The organism is Dyella sp. 05T440 (assembly GCF_056395965.1).
On sequence record NZ_JBFTKN010000001.1, the window covers coordinates 133,877 to 159,064 of the forward strand.

Genomic DNA, 25,188 nt, shown 5'->3' on the forward strand with positions numbered 1-25,188 from the left:
ATGGTAGCGAGACGCGCGCGCCTAATTCGATTGTTCGCTTACTGGTCGCCCGTTGATAGTCGTTCGGTCTTCGCAAGTGGCTGGAGGTCTCGCCATGGGGATGGCGGGACTGACGTGAGCTTGGGTCGAGGCAACGCTCGCTGCCGAAAGGCGGCACCGACATCATCAGGGAGGTTCAATTCATGGAGTGCATCATCACAAGAAGCGCATTGGCTGCCGCCGTTACTCTAGCGCTGTCGTTCACCATCACGGTTCATGCTCAAAACACGGCGTCCGTCAACGACGTCTCGGCGCGGATCAACACCAGCTCGCTGGAAGACTCCGGTACCTACAACCGCTTTATCGTCCGCTATCGCGATGACGCGCCCACCGCGTCGGTCGTGGCAAGCCAGGCTGCCGCTGCGGCGATGACGCGCGCCGGCAGGATGCAGCTTTCACTGTCCGTCCATGCGCCGAAAGTGACGTACAAGCGGCCATTGGCCATAGGTGCGCATGTCATCGCCACCTCGCGCAAGTTGAACCCGAGCGAGGCAAGCGCCTTCATGCAAGCGATCGCCAGCGATCCGAGTGTCGCCTATGTCGAGCCGGATGTGCTGCAACACGCCATCGGCATCAAGGCGCTCGCCGCCTTTGTTCCCAGCGATCCCATGTTCGCCAAGTACCAGACGGACTACCTGCCGGGCGACGGTCTTCCGACATCGGGCGGCAGTAGCGTGCCGAACTGGGGCGGAGCCAACATTACCGGCGCTTGGAATCTGACAGACGGCACCGGCGTGACCATCGCGGTGTTGGATACAGGTATCGTCAAGCACGCCGATGTCGACACCTCGTCGGCGGACGACGGTTACGATTTCATCTCCGACGGATATGTTTCCGGCCGATCCAAGGACGGCCGCGCGGCAGGTGGCTGGGATCTCGGCGATTGGACCACCGGCGCGCCGTATTCGTCAGGCAACGATCCCTGCGTTCTTCCTGAGGATGGGGATGACAGTTCGTGGCACGGGACCCATGTCGCCAGCGCCACGGGCGCGGAAATCACCAACAACGGCGTCGGCTTGGCTGGCATCGCATACAAGGCCAAAGTGCTGCCGGTGCGAGTGCTCGGGCATTGCGGCGGTTACGTCAGCGATACCGCCGACGCCATCGTCTGGGCCTCAGGCGGGCATGTGGATGGTGTTCCTGACAACAAGCATCCGGCGCAGGTCATCAACATGAGTTTGGGTAGCGATGGCTCGTGCAGCGACGCCAGCTCGACGGCCAAGGCCATCGCCAAAGCAAGAGCCAATGGCACGAGCATCGTCGTTGCTGCTGGCAACAGTAGCAGCGAGGCCGTGGGGTATTCGCCGGCGAGTTGCCCCGGTGTCATCACGGTGGCCTCGATTGGCGTGGGTAGCGGATTGGCGTTCTACTCCAACTTCAACGGACCCGAGCAGAACATCGTCAAGCTTGCTGCTTTTGGCGGTGGCGTCTATGCCAAGGATGACTCGTCAGGCGTCAAACTCAATCCCGAGGGTTTTGCGTGGCAAGCCGTCAATAACGGAAAGACCAAGCCGGTGCCAAGCCCTGGTGGCGATGCGTATGGTGGGATGGCGGGAACATCGCAGGCGGCACCGCATGTGACTGGCGTCGTTGCCCTCATGCAATCGGCTCGTCTGGCTGCTGGCCTGCCGCTGCTCACGCCGGACGATGTCCTTGGCATCCTGCAGAAGACGGCACACAAACCGCATGCCGGTGTCACCAAGGGCAGGACATTCGGTGCGGGCGTTCTCGACTCGAAAGCCGCCGTATTCGTGGCTGTAGGCAAGGCCGTTCCGCCGCCGGACCCCAGGGTGCTGAAGAACGGTGTGCCGCTCACCGGGCAAGAGGGCGACAGCGACAGCGAGGCGACTTACAAGATCGACGTACCTGCCGGTGCGCGATCATTGTTGATTCGCACCGCGGGTGGTACCGGCGATGTCTCGCTCTATGTAAAGGCGGGAAGCATGCCGACAAACACCTCCTTCGATTATTCCTCGGTGCATGTCGGCAACGCGGAGTCGGTCATCATCAGGAGCGTGCCCAAAGCCACCACATATTTCGTGCGTGTAGTCGGCGTGGAGGCTTATAGCGGAGTGAGCGTGCAGGCTACCTACAAGCTCTGACGAAACCGTGGCAGCTGTGTGGCCAAGTGCCGCGCAGTTGCCATGCAATCGAACCCTCTCCCGTGCGGCGCCCTCGCGGGCTTTTTGCGTACACGGCTCTACGCATCACTACGTTGACGGACGGCATGTCATTGGCTCCGTCGCTGAAATGTGCGCCTCATTGCATCCAGCATTTCGCGGCACTGGTCGCCTACGGCGCGCACTTCAGGTTACGTGGCCAAAATCTGGAAGCAGGGCATTACTCCGGAGTTTCCTCGTCATGAGGACGCAGCAAGATGACGTCGAAAGCAGAATCGGGCCGGCCAGAAGCACACCAGAGGCCCGCTTCCCTGCGGTGCGGCAATGCGCGTCCGTATCGGATAAATCTGACTATGGGTGGCGACAAATGCAGCGAGCTGCGCGCGCCTAATTCGATTGTTCGTCTCCTGATCGCCCGTCGATAGTTGTTTGGTCTCCGCAAAAGAACGGATTGGTTGCCTTTCGCAGTGCCGGCAACCGTGAGCTTGAGTGGAGGCAAGGCCGGCTGCCGAAAGGCGGCATCGACATCATCAGGGAGGTTTCAATTCATGGAATGCACCACCATCCGAAGTGCTTTGGCTGCCGCCGTTGCCGTCGCACTTTCGTTCAGCGTGACGGTTCATGCTCAAAGCGCGGCATCCGTTAACGACGCTTCAGCACGGATCAATACCAGCTCGCTGGCAAACAACGGTACCTACAACCGTTTTATCGTCCGTTATCGCGATGACACGCCGACTGCGCCGGTAGCGGCAGGCCAGGCTGCCGCGGTAGCCATGGCTCGCGCTGCCAGGTCGCAGTCTTCGCTTTCCATCCACGCGCCCAAGGTGGCCTACAAGCGCACCGTGGCCATCGGCGCGCATGTCATCACCACATCGCGCAAATTGAACTCAAACGAAGCTGCCGCTTTCATGCAGGCGATCGCTGCCGATCCCACGGTTGCCTATGTGCAGCCCGACGTGCTGCGACATGCTATCGGCATCAAGGCGCCCGCGGCGTTCGTTCCCAACGACAAGCTGTTTGACAAATATCAGACGGATTATCTGCCCGGCGACGGTATGCCAACCGCGGCCGGGAATAGTGTGGCCAATTGGGGTGGCGCAAATATCACAGGCGCGTGGAATCTGGCCGACGGTACCGGTGTGACCATCGCGGTGTTGGATACCGGTATCGTCAAACACGCCGACGTCGACACTTCGTCGGCGGGCGACGGCTACGACTTCATCGTCGACGGTTTCATGTCCGGTCGCGGCACGGATGGCCGTGCGGCAGGTGGCTGGGATCTGGGTGACTGGACCAAGGGTGCGCCGTACGCATCGGGTGACGACGCCTGCCTTTCCCCCGGCGATGACGGGGATGACAGTTCCTGGCATGGCACCCACGTCGCCAGCGCTACCGGCGCGGAGATCACCAACAACGGCATCGGTCTGGCGGGCATTGCATACAAGGCCAAGGTGTTGCCGGTGCGTGTACTCGGCCATTGCGGTGGCTATGACAGCGACATCGCCGACGCCATCGTCTGGGCGTCGGGCGGACATGTGGACGGCGTGCCCGACAACAAGCATCCCGCTCAAGTCATCAACATGAGTTTGGGTGGCGGGGGTAGGTGTACTGCTGCCAGCATTTACGGGAAGGCCATCGCCAGGGCACGGGCGAACGGCACTGCGGTGGTGGTTGCCGCCGGAAACTCCGACGCTCCCGCGGAGGAATTTACGCCGGCCAGCTGCCCCGGTGTCATCAGCGTGGCGTCGATCGGTGTGGGTAGCCGCCTGGCGTTCTACTCCAACTACAACACTCCCACCAACAGCACCATCGCGCTCGCTGCTTTCGGCGGCGGTGTCTTTGCGAACGAGGATGCATCCGGCACCAAACTCAACCCCGAAGGCTTCGCCTGGCAAGCGCTCAACAGCGGAGACACCACGCCGGTGGCAAGTCCTGCCGGCGATATATACGGCGGAATGGCCGGTACGTCGCAGGCGACCCCGCATGTGGCCGGCACCGTGGCCTTGATGCAGTCCGCGCGCCTGGCCGCTGGATTGCCGCTGCTTTCGCCCGATGACGTGCTCAGCATTCTGAAAAAGACCGCGCACAAGCCGCACTTCGCCCCCGATCCACTCAAGACCTTCGGTGCGGGCATTCTTGATGCCAAGGCAGCCGTGTTTGCTGCCGTTGGCAAAGCGGCTCCGCCGCCGGAAACCAAGGTGCTTCAGAACGGTGTGGCGCTCACCGGCCAACAGGGCGATGGGGATAGCGAGGCCTTCTACAAGATCGACGTTCCCGCTGGCGCACGCGCGCTGGTGATGCGTACCGCAGGTGGCACCGGCGACGTCTCGCTCTACGTGAAGGCAGGAGCCTTGCCGGCGGCGACGTCATTCGATGCGTCCTCGGTGCACGTGGGCAACGCCGAATCGGTGATCGTCAGGAGCGTCCCGAAAGCGACCACTTACTACCTGCGCGTGGTTGGCGTGAAGGCCTATCGCGGAGTGAGCGTGCAGGCCAGCTACAAACCCTGACACAACGCAGGCAGCTGCGTCGCCAGGAGCTGCGCAGCCGTCACACCCCATCGAACGAACCATCTTGTGCGGCACTTGCGTGCGCGGTTTGCGCGCGCGGCTCTGCGCATCACTACATAGACGGACGACATGGAATTCGTCCCGCCGCTGGCACGTCATAGGGCGAGTTCCATGCCGCTCCCATCAGGAGCAGTTGAATGAACAAGATCTACAGCAAGGTCTGGAATCGGTCTCTCGGCAAGCTGATCGTTGTATCGGAGTTGGCAAAGCGAAACGGCACAACCGGTTCAAGGCAGGTATCGGGTGTGATCCCGTCGATAGGCGTCGCGTTGCTGCTGGCGACGATGTCCGCAACGGCCGGTGATGCCCCCCAAGAGAAGGTCGGGTACGAGACCATCCTAGCCAGCAGCAGTCCCACGCACGTTGCGAATATCGATATGCACGCTAGCGGCAACACGGACGTCGCCGGTCATCTCATCGATGCCAATGGCGCCACCGACGGCAGCGAAGATGCGGCCGCGACGGCCACGCACGCACTGGCCGTTGGTGCCATGGCCAAAGCAAACGCCATCAATAGCGTTGCCGCTGGCTATCAATCGGAGGCGGGCGGTGAAGAGAGCATGGCCGTCGGTACCAACAGCACGGCTGCTGGCGCTCGCAGTAGCGCGGTGGGTTCCCATAGCCTTGCCGATGGCAGCGAGAGCACCGCCTTGGGTGCGGGCAGTGTGGCCTACGACGACAACAGCATGGCCTTGGGTGCGAAGGCAGTGGCGCAGGGCAAGGGCGCGTCCGCCATCGGTAGCGGCGCAAGCACCAATGCGGACTTTGCCTCGGCGATGGGCTATGGCGCGTACGCCAATGGCGTCAGCAGCCTCGCGCTGGGTGTCAACACGGCGGCCAACGGGGCCCGTGCGATTGCCCAGGGTTTCCGTGCCATCGGTGACGGTGACGACAGCGTAGCGCTCGGCACCAACAGTCATTCGGTGGGCACTAACTCGATGGCACTCGGTATGGGTACGAGCTCGTTAGGTGCGCAGAGTGTCGCGCTGGGCAAAGGCGCGCGGGCGGAATTGAACAACAGCATGGCGTTGGGTGTGGAGGCTTATGCGGGAGGTGCCAATTTGCTCGGTGCCCCCGAGGCCGGTGGTGCCGTTGCCATTGGCTATCAGGCCCAGGCCAACGGTGCCGGCAGTGTCGCCATTGGTCGCTACAGTTTTGCCAATGCCCCGGATTCGGGTACCGCCTACGGCGTGGCAATCGGTGACGCCAGCATCGCCGGTGGGGCCGGCAGCTTGGCTGTGGGTCACGGTGCGCTGGCTTCATCGGACCTGGACCAGGCCATGGGCACTGGCGCCCGGGCCGACGGTGGGGACGGCAAGCGCAATCTTGCCATTGGCAACAACGCTTCGGCCGGTACTCTCGACGGCGCCAGCAAGATAGGCGATGTGAGTGACGCGATGGCTGTGGGCGCTTCCTCCCAGGCATGGGCAAATCGCGCTCAAGCCATCGGCGTGAACGCGTCGGCAGTGGGCGAGGACAGTGTGGCTGTCGGCCCCAACAGCGTCTCTGCGGCCATTGAAAGCACCGCAGTCGGCGCCGGCAGCGCGGCTTTTGACAACAACAGCACCGCCATGGGCAGCAACGCCGTGGCTCAGGGCATCGGCTCGTCGGCGTTTGGCAGTGGCGCCGGCACCAATGCCACTTACGCCACGGCCATGGGCTACAACGCTTTTGCCAATGCAGCGAACAGCGTGGCGATCGGTGTAAACGCGGTGGCGAAGGCGGCAAACAGCGTTGCCCTGGGCGCCTATTCGGTGTCGGATCAGGCCAATACGGTATCCGTGGGCACGATGGGCGGCGAGCGTCGCATCACCAACGTGGCTGCAGGCATGGGCGCCACGGACGCCGTCAACATGTCGCAGCTAAACAGCGTTGTCGCCAGCGCCAATAACGCGTTGGCCGGCGCCGTGATGTACGGCGATGCAGGCAAGTCCACCGTGGCGCTCGGTGGCGCAAGCGGCACCGTCGTCACCAACCTGGCCAATGGCACGCTGGGCAACGGCAGTACCGACGCCGTCAACGGCGGCCAGCTATTCGCTACCAATCAAGCGGTGGACAAGCTCGGCACGCGCGTGGGCAAGGTGGAAGCCACCATCGCCAACGTCAGCAACCTGAGCACCGGCCAGGCCGGCATGTTTCAGGTCAGCGGAACCAACGCTGCCGCGCCCACGGCGAGCGGAAACAACGCCACCGCCGGCGGCGCATCGGCCCTCGCATCCGGTGCCAACAGCACGGCCATCGGCAGCAGCGCGCAAGCCAAGGCGACCAATGCCGTGGCGCTGGGCAGCAACTCAGTGGCCACGCGCGACAACTCGGTATCCGTGGGTTCGGTGGGTCATGAGCGGCAAGTCACCAATGTAGCAGCGGGCGTGCAAAAGACCGACGCGGCAAACCTTGGGCAGGTGCAGGAAGCCCTGGTCACCGCCAAGACCTATGCCGATGCCGGCGACCAGAACACGCTGAGATCGGCCAAGGCCTATACCGATACCAAGCTGACCGGATTCACCACCACCGGCGATTTCAACGCCTTCCGTGACCAGGTGAACCAGCAGTTCCACACTGTCAACACGCGATTGGATCGCGTCGGTGCGATGGGGAGCGCCATGGCCGGCATGGCGGGCGCGATCGCCGCCGCACCCAATACCGAGAATCGCGTCAGTGCAGCGGTGGGCGGCTATAGCGGACAGAGTGCACTCGCCGTGGGCTACTCGCATCGTCTACCGGGCAACGGTGCCGTGCTGCTCGGCGGCTCCATCGCGGGCGGCGGCGAATCCAGCGGCACCGTGGGCGTGAGCTTCGGTTGGTAGTGAGGGGCAGGCAGCCGGCGTTCGACTGACGCCGGCTGCCTGGCTGGGTGTCGTCGCGCCTCAGGGCGATGCCCGCGCTTGGAACCAAGGAGCCGCCATGTTGTGTCTTGTCACGACTTTGAAGGGACTTGCCATGGCTGCGCCCGTCTTGCTGGCGACGGCGATCGTCTGGCGAGAAACGACGGTGCGTACCGAGTTGGCGGGTTCGCTGGCCGAGGGCATGGTCCTGGCCGTCGCCTGCATGTTCTGGCGTCCCGTGATGAAAGAAACCGGGCGCTCCCCGCGATGGCGCAAGGGTCGACGCTAGCCAGGTCATCGCTGCCGTCGCCATCCACCACCCCGCGCTGCCGTTTTGCACCCGGCGTGGCGGTGAGTTCTTGCGAATCGGCGATCGAGCCGGTACCTCGCAGCCGTGCCCATTGGCGCTGCCCGTCCTTTGCATGAATCGCGGAACACTGGCCGCGCGGTGTGGTCCGAACCAGTGAGCCGAGGTGAGAAACCGTGCTCGCGCGCGTATAGGCGGGTGTGTTAACAATGCGCCTCCGGTGCCGTTGGGGGCGACGTCCGGGTTGGAACCAGTCTTGAAACGGGGTGATGCATGTCGGCAGTCGCTAAGCCGGCGGCCAACGCGGAGGGTGCGGCAACGGAAGGCCGCGAGGTAGCGGTCTGTTCGCTGCTGGTCTCCCGTGGGCGGCTGAAGGAGTCGGATCTCGTCCGTGCGCGCCGTCTTCACGAAGAGTCGCCCGATGGCACGCTCACGGGCTTGATGGCCCGGCTGGGCCTGGTCTCGGAGCGCGATCTGGCTGAGGCCTGGTCCGAATTGCTCGCGATTCCCTTGCTGGCGGCCCGCGACGCGCCTGATATGCCCCCGGCCGAGCTCGACGTGTCCGCACGCTTCCTCAAGCAGCAGCATGTCGTGCCTGTCCGGGTGGGCGAGGACGGGCTAGGCCTGGTCGTCTCCGACCCCGCTGATCCGTATCCGCTGCAGGCCATCCAGCTGGCGGCCGGTCGGCCGGTGGCGATGCGCATTGGCCTGCGCTCGGAGATCGACGACCTGATCGAGCGCTACTACGGCACCGGTCGCTCGGCGATGGGCACCATTGTGGAGAACCTCGACGGCAGTGCCGCCGTGGAAGACGACGTGGAGCATTTGCGCGATCTTGCCTCCGAGGCGCCGGTGATCCGCCTGGTCAATCTTATTCTTCAGCGCGCGGTCGAACAGCGCGCCTCGGACGTGCATATCGAGCCGTTCGAAAATCGCCTGAAGGTGCGTTATCGCATTGACGGTGTGCTGCATGAAGTGGAAGCGCCGCCATCGAGCTCCACTGCCGCGGTGATTTCGCGCGTGAAGATCATGGCCAAGCTCAATATCGCCGAACGCCGCCTGCCGCAGGATGGGCGCATCCAGTTGCGCGTGCAGGGCAAGGAGCTGGACCTGCGCGTGTCCACCGTGCCGACCAGTTTTGGCGAATCGGTGGTGATGCGTATTCTCGACCGCGAATCGGTGGTGTTCGATTTTGCGTCGCTGGGCTTTACCGACAACTTCCAGCAGCGTTTCGTCGATGTGCTGGAGCGGCCGCACGGCATCCTGCTGGTCACTGGTCCCACCGGTTCGGGCAAGACCACCACGCTGTACACGGCGCTGTCGCAGATCAACACGCCCGACGTGAAGATCATCACGGTCGAAGATCCGGTGGAATACCAGATCGAAGGCATCAACCAGATCCAGGTGAAGCCGCAGATCGGGCTGGATTTTGCTGGGGCTTTGCGCTCGATCGTGCGCCAGGATCCGGACGTGATCATGATCGGCGAAATGCGCGATCTGGAGACGTGTCGCATCGCGATCCAGTCGGCGCTCACCGGTCACTTGGTGCTCTCCACGCTGCACACCAACAGCGCCGCCGGTGGCATCACCCGTCTCTTGGACATGGGCGTGGAGGATTACCTCCTGGGTTCCACCGTCAACGGCATTCTGGCGCAGCGCCTGGTGCGCCGACTGGATCCGGAGACCGCCATCCCTTATGACGCGCTGCCCGAAGTCATTGAGCAGTTCGAGTTGCACAAGTACACCAACGAACGCCCGATTCGTTTGTGGAAACCCGGCACCAGCACGACCAATCCCACCGGCTATCGCGGCCGTCGCGCCATCATGGAGTTCCTGGTGATGACCGATCCGCTGCGCCGGCTGGTGATGCAGCGCGCCGATGCAGGCGAGATTGAACGCCTCGCGCGCAGCGAGGGCATGCGCACCATGTACGAGGATGGGATCGCCAAGGCGGTAGCGGGCGTTACCACGCTTGAGGAGGTGTTGCGTGTTACGCAGGAAGGCTGACGCGATTGCACTTGCTCCCTCTCCCCTGCGGGAAGAGGGCTGGGGTGAGGGGCGGGTGCTCGCGGAAACGCGGCTAAGTGTGACCACGCCTGTTGCTGCTCTATCGCGAGCACCCGCCCCTCACCTCAATCCTCTCCCCGACGGGGAGAGGAGGTTAGTCGCATGACCCAATTCCGCTACCGCGCCGTTAGCGCCGCCGGCGAAATGCTGCAAGGCCAGATGGAAGCGGCCAGCCTCGACGAGGTGGTGAGCCGTCTGCAGGACCAAGGCCACACGCCGCTCGATGCGCGCGCCGCCGACAGCGGCGCCGCCAGCGGCGGTATGGCCGGCTGGTTCAAGCGCGGCGCCTTCACCGGCGATCAGCTGGCGCAGTTCACCCACCAATTGGCCACTTTGCTCGGCGCCGGCCAACCGCTGGATCGCGCGCTCGGCATCCTGATGGATCTGCCCGAAGGCGCCAGCGCCAAGCAGCTGATCGAGCGCGTGCGCGACCGCGTGCGCGGCGGCACGCCGTTGTCGCAGGCACTGGATGATGAGCACAGCGTGTTCCCCAAGCTCTACATCAGCCTGGTGCGTGCCGGTGAAGCGGGCGGTTCGCTGGAAGACACCCTGCGTCGCCTCGCCGACTATCTGGAGCGCTCGCAGCAGCTGCGCGGCAGCATCATCAACGCGTTGATCTATCCGGCCTTCCTGATGGTCGGTGTGCTCGGCTCGCTGCTGTTGTTGCTCGCCTATGTGGTGCCGCAGTTCGTACCCATCTTCGACGACATGCAGGTGCCGATTCCGTTGATCACCCAGGTGGTGCTCGCGATCGGCAACACCTTGCAGAGCTGGTGGTGGGCGCTGCTGATCCTGTTGATTCTCGGCGTACTGATTGCCCGCTCGCGCTTGCGCGATCCGGCGGCGAAGCTGGCGTGGCACACGCGCCTGCTCACCATGAAGCTGGTCGGCCCGCTGCTGCTCAAAGTGGAGACGGCACGCATCGCCCGCACCCTCGGCACCTTGCTCAAGAACGGCGTGCCCCTGCTGACCTCGCTCGGCATTGCCCGCCAGGTCACCGGCAACAAGGCCTTGGATCTGGCACTGGCGCAGGCCTCCGAGCAGGTGAAGGAAGGCGCCGGCTTGTCGTTTGCGCTCGCCCAGGCGCAGCGCTTCCCGCGTCTTGCCTTGCAGATGGTGCAGGTGGGCGAAGAAGCCGGCCAGCTCGACACCATGCTGCTCAAGGTGGCCGACACCTTCGAGCTGGAAAGCCGCCGCGCCATCGACCGCCTGCTGGCGGCGCTGGTGCCCGCGCTCACCATCGTGATGACGGTGATGGTGGCCTTCATCATGGCGGCCATCCTGCTGCCGATGCTCGATCTGACCAGCCATATCCAGTAATCCCTTTCTAGAGCTGCTTTCGAACCACGATGAGGTACCCCATGCGACAAAGGACTTTCGGCCGTCATACGGCAGCGCGCGGTTTCACCCTGCTGGAAATGCTGGCGGTGATCGTGCTGATCGGCATCATCGGCGCGGTGGTGGTGACCCAGGTCGGCAAGAACGTCGACAAGGGCAAGTACGGCGCGGGCAAGGCCCAGCTCACCACGCTCAGCCAGAAGATCGAGAACTATGCGCTCGACAACGGCGCCCCGCCGCAGCAGCTGCAGGACCTGATGGTGAAGCCGGCCAACGCGCGCAACTGGCAGGGGCCGTATGCGAAGGAGTCGGAGTTGCACGATCCGTGGGGCCATGAGTTTGGCTACAAGGCCCCCGGTGATCACGGTGCCTTCGACTTGATCTTCTACGGCCAGGACGGCAAGCCCGGCGGCGATGGCTACAGCGCTGACGTGGGCAACTGGCAGTAAGCATGCGAGGGATATCGCCACGCACGTCAACCCACTGCACTTCGGGTGCGGCGCGTGGCTTTACCCTGCTCGAAATGCTGGCCGTGATTCTGCTGATCGGCATCGCGGCGGCCGCCGTCGCGGTGTCGGTGACGCAGGGCCTGGCCAGTGCGCGCGTCAACGCCGCGAGCGGTGAACTCGCCGCTGCGCTGCGCGGTGTGCGCACGCAGGCCATCGTGCACGGCAACGAACACACCTTCGATGTCGATACACGCGATAACACCTATCGCGCAGACAACGGTCCCAGCGTGCGCCTTCCCTCGGGAATGCGCCTAGGGATCACCAGCGCGAAGGAAGACCAGGTCAACAGTTACACCGGCCGCATCCGCTTCTTCCCCGATGGCAGTTCCACCGGCGGCCACATCACGCTGCAGCGCGAGCGGCGCCAGTGGCGCGTGAATGTGTCGTGGCTCACCGGTGCCGTCAGCGTCGCTGACGTGAGTGCAAAGCGATGAAGCGGCACGCGCGCGGCTTCAGCCTGCTCGAAGTCGTGGCGGCGACCTTGCTGCTCGCGATTGCATTTACGGCCTTGCTGAAAGTGGCGGGCGGCTCCATCCAGCTCACCCGCAATGCGGACGACCACAGCCAGGCCGCGATGTGGGCGCGCTCAATGCTCGATACCGTGGACATCACCACGCCTCTGCAAGCGGGTAGCACCGAAGGTCGCTTCGACGCGAACTATCGCTGGCGCCTGGTGGTGACGCCGTGGAGTCAGGCGCCGGTTGGTCAGAACATGCCCGTACGCGTGCTGAAGCTCGACCTGGATGTGATCTGGGGACCATCGGTGCACCCGCGTTCGGCGCATTTCAGCACTTTGCGTGTGCTCGGTCCGGCGAGGACCTCATGAAGCATCACGCCGTCCATCGTGCACGCGGCTTCACCCTGCTGGAGGTGCTTGGCGCATTGGCGCTGTTCGCCATCCTGCTGCTGGGTGTCTATTCCGGTGTGCGCACGGCCACGCATACCGTGCGCTCCGGCGAGGCGTCGATCGAACGCATGGACGAAGTGCGCTCGGCACAGCAATTCCTCAGGCGTGAACTGGCGCAGGCGCGCGCCGTGCCGCTGGCGCACACCGACAAGGGCGATCCGCTTTACTTCAAGGGCGATGCGCGAGAGCTCAAATTTGTCGCGCCGCTGCCCGGTTATCTCGGCAAGCTGGGGCCGCAATTGCAGCAGCTGAAGCTGGTGGATAACCGCGACGGCACCTCGCGGCTGGAAGCGAGCTTTGCGGTCATGCCGCCCGATGGCAGCGCACCCAAGCCGGTGGGCGATCCTGAAGTGCTGGTGGATCACATCCGCGGCGGCAAATTCAGTTATCGCTCGGCCGATGCGCAGGATCGCGCCGGGCAGTGGAGCGACGAGTGGGATGACACGCGCGCCATGCCGCGCATCGTGCGCGTCGCCCTGCAGCTGGATGGCACGACTACGTGGCCTTTGCTCGATGCGCCGATCCGCGTCGACGTGACCGCAGTGCAGGGACAGGCCGTGGATCTGCTGCAGGGCCTGCAGCGCCGGAGCACGCAATGAACGCGGCCTTGCAGCGCCAGCGCGGTGTGGCCCTGCTGGTGGTGCTGTGGGCGTGCACGCTGCTGGCCATCCTGGTCGGCGGCTATGCGATGTTGGCGCGCACCGAAGGCCTGCAGGCGCGCTATCAGTTTGCGCAGACCCAGGCGCACTACGCGGCGGAAGCGGGGGTGATGCGCGCCATCTATGCCTTGCAGGATCCGCAGCAGGACCAGCGCTGGGTGCCGGATGGCCGCAACTATCCGTTTGCGTTCGATGGCGCCAAGGTGATCATCAGCATCATCAGCGAGACCGGCAAGGTCGATCTCAACGCCGCCACGCCGGATGTGCTGCAGAACTTCTTTCGTGCCGCCGGCATGTCCGACATGGACGCGCAATCACTGGCCCGCAATATCGTGGACTGGCGCAGCTTTTCCTATACACCCGCGGGCACGGTGCCCAATGCCGCCTATGCCAATGCCGGGCTGGACTACGGTCCCCGGCACGGGCCGTTTGGCACCGTCGAGGAGTTGCAGATGGTGCTGGGCATGACTCCCAAGACGTATCGCGCGGTGGCCTCGCAGGTCACGCTGTGGTCGGGCCGGCCCTCGCCCGATCCGCAGACCGCGCCGGCGCTGGCCCTGGCCGCCGTGCCCGGAATGACGCCGCAGCAGGCCCAGGCCATAGCCGCGTCCCGTGGCGCTGGTCCGCAACAGCCGGGCCTGGTCGCTATACAGGGAGTAACGGATAGTATTCGTGCGGAGGCCACGCTGGCTGACGGTACGCGCGCGATCCTGCGCGCCACGGTGCGATTACAGGGCATACGCCCGGGCGCATTGCCGTATACCGTGCTGCGTTGGCAGGAGGGAGAGGGCGAGTGAATACGACAACGCAGCCGCTGCAGTTGCAGTTCGATCGCGCACGTCGTGCGTGGCGTGGCTCGCCCATGCCGCGCTTTTTTGCGTGGTGGGGCAGTGAGCTGCAGGGGCTGTTGCCAGCATCCTGGCACAGCCGCTTTGGCGGCGGCCTGGCCTGGTATCTGCTCCAGCTGGAAGGCGACGAATGGACGGTGCGCAAAGCTGGCAGCAGTCAAGTGCTGGCGAGCTGGAGCAGCCAGCTCGATCCCGCCAGTCAGCAGGTGGCCTTGGCCGATGCGTTGCGCGGCATCGATGCCGAAGACCTGCGCATGGCGCTATGCCTGGATCCCACCCATGTCCTTCGTCCGCGCCTGAACCTGCCGCTGGCGGCGCGCGACAATCTCACCCAGATCGGCGCCTTCGAGATGGATCGGCAAACGCCGTTCCGCGTCGAACAAGTGCGCTACGACGTGCGCGAAATACGCGCACCCGCACCGCCGGGGCGTTTCGCCGCAGAACTCGTCGTGGTGCCGCGCCAGGCGCTGGATCCCGTACTGGCCAAACTCGCCGCCTCGGGTTTGCAGGTGGATGCCGTGGATGTGTCGTTCGGCGCGGATCGCCTGGGCGCGAACCTGCTGCCGGCGGAACTCGCCCTGCGCCGCAAGCATCCGCGGCAACGACTGAATTTTGCGCTGGGTGCTGCAGCGATGGTGCTGTTGCTGCTGTCGCTAGTGCAGTTCCTGCATAACCGCGCCAGCGCACTGGACCAGATGCGCGGCGAAGTGGAAGCGATGCGCGCGGATGCGCAGCAGGTGGCCGGACTGCGTCAGCAATTGCAGGACAACGCCGGCGCTGCCGGTTTTCTTGCCGAACGCAAGAAGCGCACGGTATCGGCGCTCGGCGTCTTGCAGGACATCAGCCAGCGACTGCCCACCACGGCGTGGCTGGAGCGTTTGAGCATCGACAATAGCGGGCAGGTCGGTTTCCAGGGCCAGAGCCCACAGGCGGCGCGTCTGGTGGATGCACTCAAGGGCTCACCCGTCATCACCGATGCGAACTTCCAGGGCACCATCCAGGTCGACCCTTCGACGGGCAAGGAGCGCTTCTACATGGTGGCGCAGCTGCGCAAGCCCAACGATGCCAAGCCCAAGGCGCCGGCGGCTTCAGGGAGCGCACCATGAAGATGACGACGCTCAAGCCGCGCGAAAGCCGCATCGCGGCGGTGCTGTTGCTGCTGGTCGTGTTGGTGGTCGCGTACTTCGCGCTGCTGCACTGGTGGTTCGTCGCGCCGCTGCAATCGATCCACGCGGAGATGGACGACCTGCGCGACACGCATGCGCGCTATGCCGCCGCCATCGCCGAGAAGCCGCAGCTGCAGCAACGCATCGCCGCGATGGGCGCAGGGCAGGCCGCCAGTCACGCCTTCCTGCCGGAAGATGATCCGAACGCCGCCGCTGCCGGTTTGATGCAGCGCGTGGTCGATGCGGTGGCCGCGCATCCGCAGGGCGGTTCGTGCGATGTCACGCAGAAAATGCCGGTGACCAATCCACCCGCCGCGCCGGACGAGCCGTATCGCAAGGTGGCGGTGAGCATCACCCTGCGCTGCGATGTGCAGCCGCTGGCCGAAACGCTGCACGATCTGGAGCAGGGCACGCCGTACCTGTTCGTCGATGACCTGAGCATCTACCGCAATCCGGTGGCGGCGATGCAGCAAGCCGCGGCGCCGTTGGAAGTGCAATTCACCTTGTCCGGCTATGTGCGCCAGCCACGCGCGACGAACGGCGACACGCAGGGAGCCGCGCCATGAACGCCGCCGCCCAACGTCGCCTGACGCCTGTGCTCGGCACGGTGGCCGTGCTGTTCGGTGCGCTGCTGCTGGTCTTGCTGGCCGGTGTGGGACGCGGCGTGTCCTGGGGCGCCCAGCGCCCGGCGGCGCCTCTGCCACCGACGCACGACCAGGGCCTGCCGCCGCCCGTGCCACTGGCGCAGTTCTCCGCCGTGTGGACACAGCCGCTCTTCAGCAACGACCGCAAACCGACGATGCATGCCGCCGCCGGTGGCGCGAGCCTGGGCGACATGCAGCTCACCGGCATCATCCTCACCCCGCCGCTGCACATGGCTTTGCTGCGCGACAAGAGCGGCGAGCACGAAGTGCGCGTGCGCCAGGGGGATGCGCTGCCCGATGGCAGCTGGCGCCTGGTCGATCTGAAGCCGCGCTCGGCCGTGTTCGAATCGGGCACTGGCCGCACCGAACTGCAATTGCCGGCCGGTGCGCCGATCGACATGCCCAAGGCCGACGGCAATGCGCCGCCGGCCCCGCCACCGCAACCGGGCATGGCCGTCGGCCCGGTGCCGGCACCGCAAAGCGGACCGATGTTCAATACCGCCAACCCAACGAATACGCCCAATCCTGCCTTGCAGTCGCCCAACGGGGTGGACGCGCAGGCCGACCGTATTCGTCTGTTGAAAGAAGCCATCCAGAAGCGCCGCGCCCAACAGCAGGCGGCGCCCCCCCAGGGAGCCCATTAAAGCCATGTCCATCCAGCGCACGCCGCGGTTGACCCGCATCAGTACGCTCACCCTGGCCCTGTGGCTGGCCGGTTGTCAGACGCTGCCGCCGCCCCGGAGCGACGACGGCGCGTTGCAGCGCGAGGCCATGGCCGGCACCGAGAAGCCGGTGCCCCCACCGTTACCGTTGAACACACGCAACACCACGCCCGATCAGGGTGTCACACCCAAGCCGCAACTGAGCGAAGGCAGCGGCCAGTTTGTGCGCGCCACCGGACTCAGCCAGCCGCGCAAGGCGGCCAGCGGCGACGGTGCGGTGACCTTCAACTTCGAGAACCAGCCGGTGCAGGCGGTGGTGAAGGCCATCCTCGGCGACCTGCTCAAGCAGAACTACACCATCGTGCCGGGCGTGCAGGGCAATGTGTCCTTCTCCACCTCCGAGCCGGTGGACAGCAGCCAGGCGATTCCGATTCTGGAAACGCTGCTGTCGTGGACCAACAACGCGTTGGTGATGCGCGACGGTCAATACGTGGTGATGCCGGCCAAAGACGCCGTGGGCGGCAACCTCGTGCCCAGCCTCAATGCGGTGGCACCGCAAGGTGGCCTGCAGGCGCGCTTGTTCCCATTGCGCTTCATCTCGGCTACCGAGATGCAGAAACTGATCAAACCCTTCGCGCGCACCGACGCGGTGCTGTTGGCCGATCCCTCGCGCAACGTCATCGTGCTCTCGGGCACCACGGCGGAGCTGGACAACTACCAGCGCACCATCCACACCTTCGACGTGGACTGGCTGCGCGGCATGTCGGTGGGCGTGTTCAGCCTGCAACATGCCAACGTGAGCGAACTCGGTGGGCAGCTCGATCAGATGTTCGGCCCCAAGGGCGACACGCCACTGGCCGGCATGGTGCGCTTCCTGCCGATCGAACGCACCAACGCCATCGTGGTGATCAGCAGCCAACCGCAGTATCTGCAGGAAGTGGGTGACTGGATCACCCGGATCGATCGTGGCGGCGGCAATGAGCCGGAGTTGTTCGTCTACGACGTGCGCAACCTCAAGGCGTCGGATCTGGCGCAGTACCTCGGGCAGATCTACACGCGCGGTAATGGCGGCGGCAACGATGCCGGCAAAGTCGGGCCGGGCCTCACCGGTTCCACGTTGGGCACCGACAACGCCAGTGGCAATGCCAGCGGCATGGGCAGCACGGCGGGCAGCTTCGGCAGCTCGCCCAGCGTCAATGGCGTGGGCGGAGGGTTTGGTAACGCCGGTGGCTTTGGCGGCACGGGAACGACGGGTACGACCGGCACCACGGGCGGCTTCGGTACGACGGGAACGGGCACGGGCGGTGGTTTCGGAAACACGGGCGGCAGTGCCGCCGGCGGCATGTCTTCGTTTGGTTCCAGCAACAATGCCAGCGGCAACAACAGCGCCGGGCAACAGTACGTCTCCGAAGATGGTTCCATCCGCATCGGCTCGGTCGACTCCAACAACCAGCTGATGGTGCGTGCGCGCCCGTCGCAGTGGAAGGAGATCGAAGAAGCCATCAAGCGCCTGGACAACGTGCCGCTGCAGGTGCAGATCGAGATGCGCATCCTCGAGGTGGATCTCACGGGGCAGCTGGAGTTTGGTGTGCAGTGGTATCTGCAGGGCCTGGCCGGCAGCACGCCCAGCTATGACAGCAACGGCAACGTCAACGGCGCGACCAATATTCCGCCAGGCGCGCATCGTCAGATATCGCTGGGTTCGGGTGGCAACCAATACGCAGGCGAGCCGCTCTTCTATTCTTTCCTGAGCACCAACGGCAAGTTCCAGGTGGCCATTCGCGCCCTGGAAACCAATGGCAACACCAAAACCTTGTCGGCGCCGTCGCTGGTCGTGCTCAACAATCAAGTCGCACACATCCAGGTCGGCGATCAGGTGCCGATCAATCAGACGTCCATCGTGACCGGCCTCAACACCACCGGATCGACGGCAAGCAGCGTCAGCTATATTCCGACGGGCGTCATTCTTGACGTGCAGCCGCGCGTGAATCCCGGCGGGCTGGTGTATCTGAATGTGCAGCAGCAGGTGAGCAACACGACCGGCTCAGCCAACTCGCAAGGCAACTTCACCATCCAGCAACGCGCCGTGGGTACGCAAATCGCCGTACAAAGCGGCCAGACTGTTCTGCTCGGCGGCCTGATCCAGCAAAACGAGAACAGCACGGATACCGGCATCCCCGGTCTCAATCGCGTGCCAATCATTGGTCGGCTGTTTGGCACAACCAATCACAACCGCAACCGCACCGAACTCATCGTGCTGATCACGCCGCGCGTGATCACCAGCAGTGAAGAAGCCAAGCAGGTGACGGACGAATACCAGCGCAAGTTTGAATCGCTGGCGCCGTTGCGGGCGACGGGTACTGCAGCGGGCGGGGCGGCAGCGCCCAGTCCTGGCGCGGGGGCGGCGAGTACGACGGCGCATCCGTAAACGGGTTTCTCTCTTTCCTGCGGGCGGCCTGAAAATGCCGCCCGGCGTTTTGCAGGCCTGGCACACCTCTTGTAGGAGCGCACTTGTGCGCGACCAGCCTACGGAGCGGAGCGCCGCAGCGTTGCGGTCGCGCACAAGTGCGCTCCTACAGTGGATGGCACCGGCTTCGGGTCGTGGATCAACGGCTGCAGACCGCCATTTGTGGGAGCGCACCCTGTGCGCGACAGACCTACGGAGCGGTACACCCATGCGCGGCTGTCGCGCACAGGGTGCGCTCCCACAGACAAGCGGGTGCGCCCGGTTTTGACTGTGTCATTCCAACACCGTCATGCATCGCAAACGCGCGAACAGGCAAAAGCCACCCACGCGACGCCAATCCGCACCCCGCTATCATCCCCTGATGAACACCGTCTCATCCTTTCCCATCACCCCCCTCCTGCCCGAGATCACAAGCTCCCTCGCGGCACATCCGCGCCTCGTGCTCGAAGCGCCGCCCGGGGCCGGCAAGACCACCCAGGTGCCATTGGCGCTGCTCGATCAACCTTGGCTCGCCGACGGCAAAATCCTGATGCTCGAACCGCGCCGCATCGCTGCGCGGGCGGCGGCGCAGTTCATGGCCAGGCAGCTGGGTGAGGAGGTGGGGCAGACGGTGGGGTATCGGATTCGCTTCGAGGCGAAGGTCAGCGCGGCTACGCGTGTTGAAGTGGTGACCGAAGGCATCCTCACGCGGATGATCCAGGACGATCCCGAGCTCACCGGCATCGGTGCGATCCTGTTCGACGAATTCCATGAGCGGCATCTCGCCGGGGATCTGGGTGCCGCGTTTGCGTTGGACATACAGGGCACCTTGCGTCCGGCGCTGCGACTGGTGGTGATGTCCGCCACGCTCGATGGCGAGCGCATCGCGCAGTGGCTCGATGCGCCGCGGATCAGCAGTCCGGGTCGCAGTTTTCCCGTGCGGGTCGAATATCCCGCCGCTCGCGCGCAGGAGACCACCGAGCATCAGCTGGCGCGTGTGGTGCGTCAGGCCCTGGAGGAAAACCCCGGCGACGTGCTGGCGTTTCTGCCCGGCCGTCGCGAGATCGCGCGCACGCAGGCTGTGCTGGCATCGTCACTGGACGAGAACATCGACATCGTGGCCTTGCATGGCGAACTGTCGATGGCCGAACAGCAGGCCGCGTTGAGTCCGGCGGAGCCCGGTACGCGGCGTGTGGTGCTCGCCACCAATGTTGCCGAATCCAGTGTCACGCTGCCGGGCATCCGTGCGGTGGTGGACAGCGGGCTGGCGCGCGAGCCGCGCTTCGATCCCAACTCCGGCTTCACGCGGTTGGAGACGGTGAATGTCTCGCAGGCTTCGGCCGATCAGCGTGCCGGTCGTGCCGGTCGCGTCGCCGAAGGGACGGCGTACCGCCTGTGGCCGCAAAGCAAACGACTGGATCCGTCGCGCACGGCCGAGATGGCGCAAGCCGAGTTGTCGGGGCTTGCCTTGGAACTCGCCGCATGGGGCATCACCGCGAACAGCGGCAACACGCTGCCCTGGCTCGATGCGCCGCCCTCGGGTGCCTTGGCGCAGGCGCGTGAGTTGCTCGTGCAGCTGACTGCGTTGACGGCAGATGGGCGCATCACCGCGCTCGGTCGCCAGATGCTCGAACTCGGCGCCACGCCACGGCTGGGTGCGGCGGCCTTGCGCGCCGAGCCTGAATTGCGCGCGCTGGTCGCCGATCTGCTTGCCTTGATGGAAGCGCGCTCGCCCCTGCGCGGTGAGCAGGCGCGCAGCGATGACTTCCGTGCCCGCGTGAGCGCGCTTCATGTGTGGCGCGATCGTCACACCGCGGGCGCGCGCGGTGGTGCGGACGCCGGTGCGCTTGCGGCCATCGAGCTGGCGAGCAAAGGTTGGCGTCGTCGCCTGGACATGCGTTCGGCGGCAAGCGGTGTGCCGGACAGCCATGCCGTGGGCGATTTGCTCTTGCATGCGTTCCCGGATCGCGTGGCGCGCCGCGACGACAACAACCCGCTGCGTTACACGCTAGCCAATGGTCGTGGTGCGCGCCTGCACGAGAATACTGCGCTGCACGGCGAGCCGTGGCTGGTGGCGCTGGACCTGCGCTTCGAGGCGCGGGACAGCCTGATTCTCGCGGCCGCGCCGATCGATTACCGCGTGCTGGAGCGGGACTACCCGGCGCAGTTCAAACGCGAACGCGCCTTGCGCTGGAACGACGAACGCAACGCGGTGGAAGCCTTCGACGAACACCGCTTCGCCAACATCGTGCTGGAACGACGCAGCGTGCCGGTGAAGCCTGAAGACGCGCTGCCGGCATTGCTCGCCGCGGTGCGGGCGAAAGGCATCGATACCTTGCCGTGGAGCGATAACGCCAGACGCTTGCGCGCACGCATGCAGGCTTTGCGTGGATGGGTGCCGGAACTGGGTCTGCCCGATATCTCGGATACGGCGCTGCTGGATACTTTGGAAGACTGGCTCGCCCCGTATCTCAACGGCAAGCGTCGCCTCGACGCCTTGAGCGCGGAAGAACTCTCGCAGGCGCTAGGCTCTTTGTTCGATTACGAGCAACGCCGCCAGCTTGATGCGCAGGTTCCGGAAAGCCTGACTGTGCCCAGCGGCATGACGCGTCGCCTCGAATACGCCGAAGGCGAAGCGCCGGTGCTGGCAGTGAAGCTGCAGGAATTGTTCGGACTGGCTGACACGCCGCGCGTGGCGAACGGACGCATTCCCGTCACGTTGCACCTGCTCTCGCCCGCGGGTCGCCCGATCCAGGTCACGCAGGATCTCAAGGGCTTCTGGGAGCGCACCTACCCTGAGGTGAAGAAGGAATTGAAGGGACGCTACCCGCGTCATCCCTGGCCGGATGATCCGTGGACGGCCGCGCCGACGCATCGGGCCAAGCCGCGCGGCACCTGATAAAAAAGGCTGCCGACCTTTCGGTGCGGCAGCCTTGGTCAGACGCAGCTTTCAACTAAAGATCAGCGGCCGATCTCGCGCAGCCGCTTGCCGCTCATCAGGTTGCGCTCGATCTGCTCCAGCGTCACGCCCTTGGTCTCCGGCACCAGCCAGAACGTCACCAGGATGAATACCGCGTTGAGCGCGGCATACAACCAGAACGTGTGTGCATTGCCGATGCCGTTGAGCAGGCTCAGGAAGGTGAAGCCCACGATCATGTTGCAGATCCAGTTGGTGAAGGTGGAGCAGGCGATGCCGAAGTCGCGGCCCTTGAGCGGCTGGATCTCCGAGCACAGCGTCCACACCAGCGGGCCGGCGGACATGGCAAAACCCACGATGAAGATCAGCAGCATCGTCACCGTGAAGATCTGCGCACCATGGTCGTGGATGCCGTTGTTCATCATCGTACCCACGACACCCAGGCCTACGGCCATCACGGCAAAGCCGGTGTAGAGGATGGGCTTGCGGCCCCAGCGGTCGATCAGCGCGATGGCGATGAAGGTGGCCAGCACATTGGTGAGGCCGACCAGCGCGGTAAACCACATCTGCGCCGAGGTGTCGTAGCCCATTTCCTTGAAGATGCGCGGCGCGTAATACATCACCACGTTCATGCCGGTGAACTGCTGCATCAGCTGCAGCAGCACGCCCAGCCACACCGAGCGACGGAAGTTGCGGTTGTCCTTGAACAGATGCCAGCCGCGTTGCGGGGTCTTGAGCTGCTCTTCGATATCAGCGGCCTCGCGCGCCACCACGACGCTGTCGCCGCGCAGGCGCTGCAGCACTTCGATCGCCTCGTCGCGGCGACCGCGCATCATCAGCCAGCGCGGACTATCCGGCAGGAACATCACGCCGAGCAGGAACAGCACGCCGGGAATCGCGATGATGCCGAGCATCCAGCGCCAGGCGCCGTTGTAGCTCAATGCGGTGTCCGAGAGAAACGCCACCAGGATGCCGATGGTGATCATCAGCTGATAGGTGGAAATCATCGCGCCGCGGATGCGCTCCGGCGCCACTTCGGCCAGATAAAGCGGTGCAGTGAACGTCGCCAGGCCAATCGCCAGGCCGAGCACCACGCGCGCGGCGATCAGCGTTTCCGGCGACCACGCGCCGCCCGACAGCAGCGAACCGAGGATAAACAACACGGCACCGAGGATCAGCGAGCGCTTGCGGCCCAGCGTGGCCGACAACCAGCCGGCGCCTACCGCACCGACGGCTGCGCCGAACATCATCGAGCTCACGATCCATTCGATCATGTGGTCGCTGACTTTGTATTCGGCCTGGATGAATTGCGTGGCACCGGAAATCACGCCGATGTCCAGGCCGAACATGAGGCCCGCCAACGCGGCGAGCACACAGGTGAAGATGATGGTGACCTTGGCTTGCGCCGAGGCTGGCGAGATGACTTGGGCATTCATGGAAAAACTCCCCCGCTGGCGATAGTGGTGCCTCTAATGGGCTGGTGTGCTTGAGCCGCGGTCCCTAGGCGGCAGCGATGACGTGTGGCGGCGGCCCGGCGAAACGCGGTTCGGGCAAGCCACGAAAACCTGCATCGGCGACGAACAACGCGCCGGCATAGGGTTGAGCAGCGAGCGCGGCCTCGTCGAGACCGTCGCGCGCACTGGTGATGTACAGCGTCGAAAAATCCGTGCCGGCGAAGGCCGGTTTGGTGGGCTGCGATGCAGGCACGTCGATGATGCGGTCGAGCTGGCCCGCCGGCGTGTAGCGCACCACGCGGCCCAATCCCCATTGGGCGTTCCACAGGCCGCCGTCGCGATCGATGGCTGAACCATCGGGTTCGCCGCGTGCATCGTCCAGCGTCACGAAGTGGCGCACGTTGGATACCTGATCGCCGTAATCGCAGCACTGGATGGTGCGCGTGGGCGAATCGCAGAAATACATCGTGCCGCCATCCGCACTGAACGCGATGCTGTTGCTGATCGCCACGCCCGGCAAGGGCAGGCGCTCCAGCGACAAGTCATGATTGAGACGATAGAAACCACCCACCGGTTTCTTTGGCCCACTTGCGGGCTCATGCAATGTGCCGAACACAAAGCGGCCCTGGCGATCGCAGCCACCGTCGTTGAGTCGGGTGGGCAGTTCGGCTTCCACGTCGGTGATGCCAACGAACGTGTGTGTGGATGGATGAAAGAACGCCAGACGCGATGCCAACCCCAGCAGCAGCCAGCCGTCCGCTTCGCACAGCGCAAAACTGCCGAGGCGCTCGGGCATGCTCCACTGGTGAAGTGCACCGTCGTGCGGGCGGTAGCGCCACAGCGTACTGGCGTGGATATCGGTCCAGTACAGCACCTGGCCGCGATCGCACCAGGTGACGCCTTCGCCCAGCGTGTTGTGCACCTGCATGGCGACAGCGGCGCGGATGTTCATACCCAGCCACCGTCGACGATGAAGTCCTGGCCGGTGCACATGCGGCTGTCGTCGGCGGCGAGGAAAAGCGCCGCACGTGCCAGATCGTCGGCCATCAGATAGCCGGGCAGGCACTGCACGCGGGCAATCTCCGCTTCGCCTTCGGCATCAAGCCACAGGCGACGCTGCTTCTCGGTGATCACCCAGCCGGGCACCAGCACATTGATGCGGATGCGGTCGCGGCCCAGCTCCCGAGCGAGGCCATTGACCAGGCCGTGTACCGCGGATTTCGCCATCGCATACATCGGATAGCCGGCGTTCTTCTTCATCCAGCCGGTGGAACCCAGGCAGATCACCGACCCGCCGCCCAGCGAACGCATGTCGTCGCGCACGGCCTGCGTGGCGAAATATTGATGGCGAAGATTGATCGCCATGTTCTGCTCGAACTCGGCTGCCGTCGTGCTGCCGAATTCGTGGCGTACGTCGTTGGCCGCATTGTTCACCAGCACGCCGATGGGGCCGTGCACTTCACGCGCCGTCGCGATGGCGGCTTCCAGCGCGTCGAGCTGGGTGACGTCGCAACGTACGAACAAAGGGCGATGTGCGCTGGCGGCGAGACCTTCCACAAGTTGCTCGCCATTGGCCTGATCGATATCGATGAACGACACCCGCGCGCCCTGTTTCGCGAAATGCTCCACGAAGGCCGCGCCGATGCCGGTGGCGCCGCCCGAGATGAACACGTGGCGGTCGATCAGGCTGGGATAGCTCGCGTACGCCAT

At 64.8% G+C, this 25,188-nt stretch carries 19 protein-coding genes; 16 read left to right on the forward strand and 3 right to left on the reverse strand.

Annotated elements, in window-relative coordinates:
- The first annotated feature begins 182 nt into the window (after positions 1-182).
- From AC1DE1_RS00560 to hrpB, 16 genes are all read left to right on the forward strand, one after another.
- Positions 183-2,141 (forward strand): S8 family serine peptidase, encoded by a 1,959-nt coding sequence (locus AC1DE1_RS00560; protein WP_441602799.1) that lies wholly within the window; start codon positions 183-185, stop codon positions 2,139-2,141.
- A gap of 566 nt (positions 2,142-2,707) precedes the next feature.
- Entirely contained in the window at positions 2,708-4,669 is a 1,962-nt protein-coding gene (locus AC1DE1_RS00565; RefSeq protein ID WP_441602800.1) for a S8 family serine peptidase, read from the forward strand.
- A gap of 197 nt (positions 4,670-4,866) precedes the next feature.
- A complete protein-coding gene (locus tag AC1DE1_RS00570; RefSeq protein WP_477178828.1) occupies positions 4,867-7,536 on the forward strand; it encodes an ESPR-type extended signal peptide-containing protein in 2,670 nt (889 codons plus the stop codon).
- A 133-nt stretch (positions 7,537-7,669) separates the two neighbouring features.
- Entirely contained in the window at positions 7,670-7,843 is a 174-nt protein-coding gene (locus AC1DE1_RS00575; RefSeq protein ID WP_441602802.1) for a hypothetical protein, read from the forward strand.
- 291 nt (positions 7,844-8,134) lie between these two features.
- Positions 8,135-9,868 (forward strand): type II secretion system ATPase GspE, encoded by a 1,734-nt coding sequence (gene gspE, locus AC1DE1_RS00580; RefSeq protein WP_441602803.1) that lies wholly within the window; start codon positions 8,135-8,137, stop codon positions 9,866-9,868.
- 162 nt (positions 9,869-10,030) lie between these two features.
- Complete coding sequence (gene gspF, locus AC1DE1_RS00585) at positions 10,031-11,248, forward strand: type II secretion system inner membrane protein GspF (RefSeq protein WP_441602804.1); 1,218 nt, start codon at positions 10,031-10,033, stop codon at positions 11,246-11,248.
- Positions 11,249-11,289: 41 nt separating this feature from the next.
- Positions 11,290-11,715: a type II secretion system major pseudopilin GspG gene (gene gspG / locus AC1DE1_RS00590; protein ID WP_441602805.1), complete on the forward strand. Its 426-nt coding sequence runs from the start codon at positions 11,290-11,292 to the stop codon at positions 11,713-11,715.
- A gap of 2 nt (positions 11,716-11,717) precedes the next feature.
- The gene (locus tag AC1DE1_RS00595) at positions 11,718-12,209 is read left to right on the forward strand and encodes a GspH/FimT family pseudopilin (RefSeq protein WP_441602806.1); all 492 of its coding nucleotides are present in this window, start codon (positions 11,718-11,720) and stop codon (positions 12,207-12,209) included.
- On the forward strand, positions 12,206-12,601 hold the full coding sequence (locus AC1DE1_RS00600) for a type IV pilus modification PilV family protein (RefSeq protein WP_441602807.1): 396 nt from the start codon (positions 12,206-12,208) through the stop codon (positions 12,599-12,601). Before AC1DE1_RS00595 ends, AC1DE1_RS00600 begins: the two co-directional genes overlap by 4 nt.
- Positions 12,598-13,281, forward strand: a complete 684-nt coding sequence (locus AC1DE1_RS00605) for a prepilin-type N-terminal cleavage/methylation domain-containing protein (RefSeq protein WP_441602808.1) — start codon at positions 12,598-12,600, stop codon at positions 13,279-13,281. The genes AC1DE1_RS00600 and AC1DE1_RS00605 overlap by 4 nt, the downstream gene beginning before the upstream one ends.
- Positions 13,278-14,138 carry a type II secretion system minor pseudopilin gene (locus AC1DE1_RS00610; RefSeq protein WP_441602809.1) on the forward strand — a complete coding sequence of 287 codons (861 nt, stop codon included), beginning with the start codon at positions 13,278-13,280 and terminating at the stop codon, positions 14,136-14,138. The genes AC1DE1_RS00605 and AC1DE1_RS00610 overlap by 4 nt, the downstream gene beginning before the upstream one ends.
- Positions 14,135-15,295 carry a PilN domain-containing protein gene (locus AC1DE1_RS00615; protein WP_441602810.1) on the forward strand — a complete coding sequence of 387 codons (1,161 nt, stop codon included), beginning with the start codon at positions 14,135-14,137 and terminating at the stop codon, positions 15,293-15,295. The genes AC1DE1_RS00610 and AC1DE1_RS00615 overlap by 4 nt, the downstream gene beginning before the upstream one ends.
- On the forward strand, positions 15,292-15,921 hold the full coding sequence (gene gspM / locus AC1DE1_RS00620) for a type II secretion system protein GspM (RefSeq protein ID WP_441602811.1): 630 nt from the start codon (positions 15,292-15,294) through the stop codon (positions 15,919-15,921). The genes AC1DE1_RS00615 and gspM overlap by 4 nt, the downstream gene beginning before the upstream one ends.
- Positions 15,918-16,643: a hypothetical protein gene (locus AC1DE1_RS00625; RefSeq protein WP_441602812.1), complete on the forward strand. Its 726-nt coding sequence runs from the start codon at positions 15,918-15,920 to the stop codon at positions 16,641-16,643. Before gspM ends, AC1DE1_RS00625 begins: the two co-directional genes overlap by 4 nt.
- Before the next feature lie 4 nt (positions 16,644-16,647).
- Positions 16,648-19,089, forward strand: a complete 2,442-nt coding sequence (gene gspD, locus AC1DE1_RS00630) for a type II secretion system secretin GspD (RefSeq protein WP_441602813.1) — start codon at positions 16,648-16,650, stop codon at positions 19,087-19,089.
- A 400-nt stretch (positions 19,090-19,489) separates the two neighbouring features.
- A complete protein-coding gene (hrpB, locus tag AC1DE1_RS00635; RefSeq protein WP_441602814.1) occupies positions 19,490-22,006 on the forward strand; it encodes an ATP-dependent helicase HrpB in 2,517 nt (838 codons plus the stop codon).
- 62 nt (positions 22,007-22,068) lie between these two features.
- On the opposite strand, the gene AC1DE1_RS00640 is transcribed toward hrpB, so the two are convergent.
- From AC1DE1_RS00640 to AC1DE1_RS00650, 3 genes are all read right to left on the reverse strand, one after another.
- Positions 22,069-23,460 (reverse strand): sugar porter family MFS transporter, encoded by a 1,392-nt coding sequence (locus tag AC1DE1_RS00640; RefSeq protein WP_441602815.1) that lies wholly within the window; start codon positions 23,458-23,460, stop codon positions 22,069-22,071.
- Between the two features lie 64 nt (positions 23,461-23,524).
- Positions 23,525-24,430 carry an SMP-30/gluconolactonase/LRE family protein gene (locus AC1DE1_RS00645; RefSeq protein ID WP_441602816.1) on the reverse strand — a complete coding sequence of 302 codons (906 nt, stop codon included), beginning with the start codon at positions 24,428-24,430 and terminating at the stop codon, positions 23,525-23,527.
- Positions 24,427-25,188, reverse strand: a complete 762-nt coding sequence (locus tag AC1DE1_RS00650; RefSeq protein WP_441602817.1) for an SDR family NAD(P)-dependent oxidoreductase — start codon at positions 25,186-25,188, stop codon at positions 24,427-24,429. Before AC1DE1_RS00650 ends, AC1DE1_RS00645 begins: the two co-directional genes overlap by 4 nt.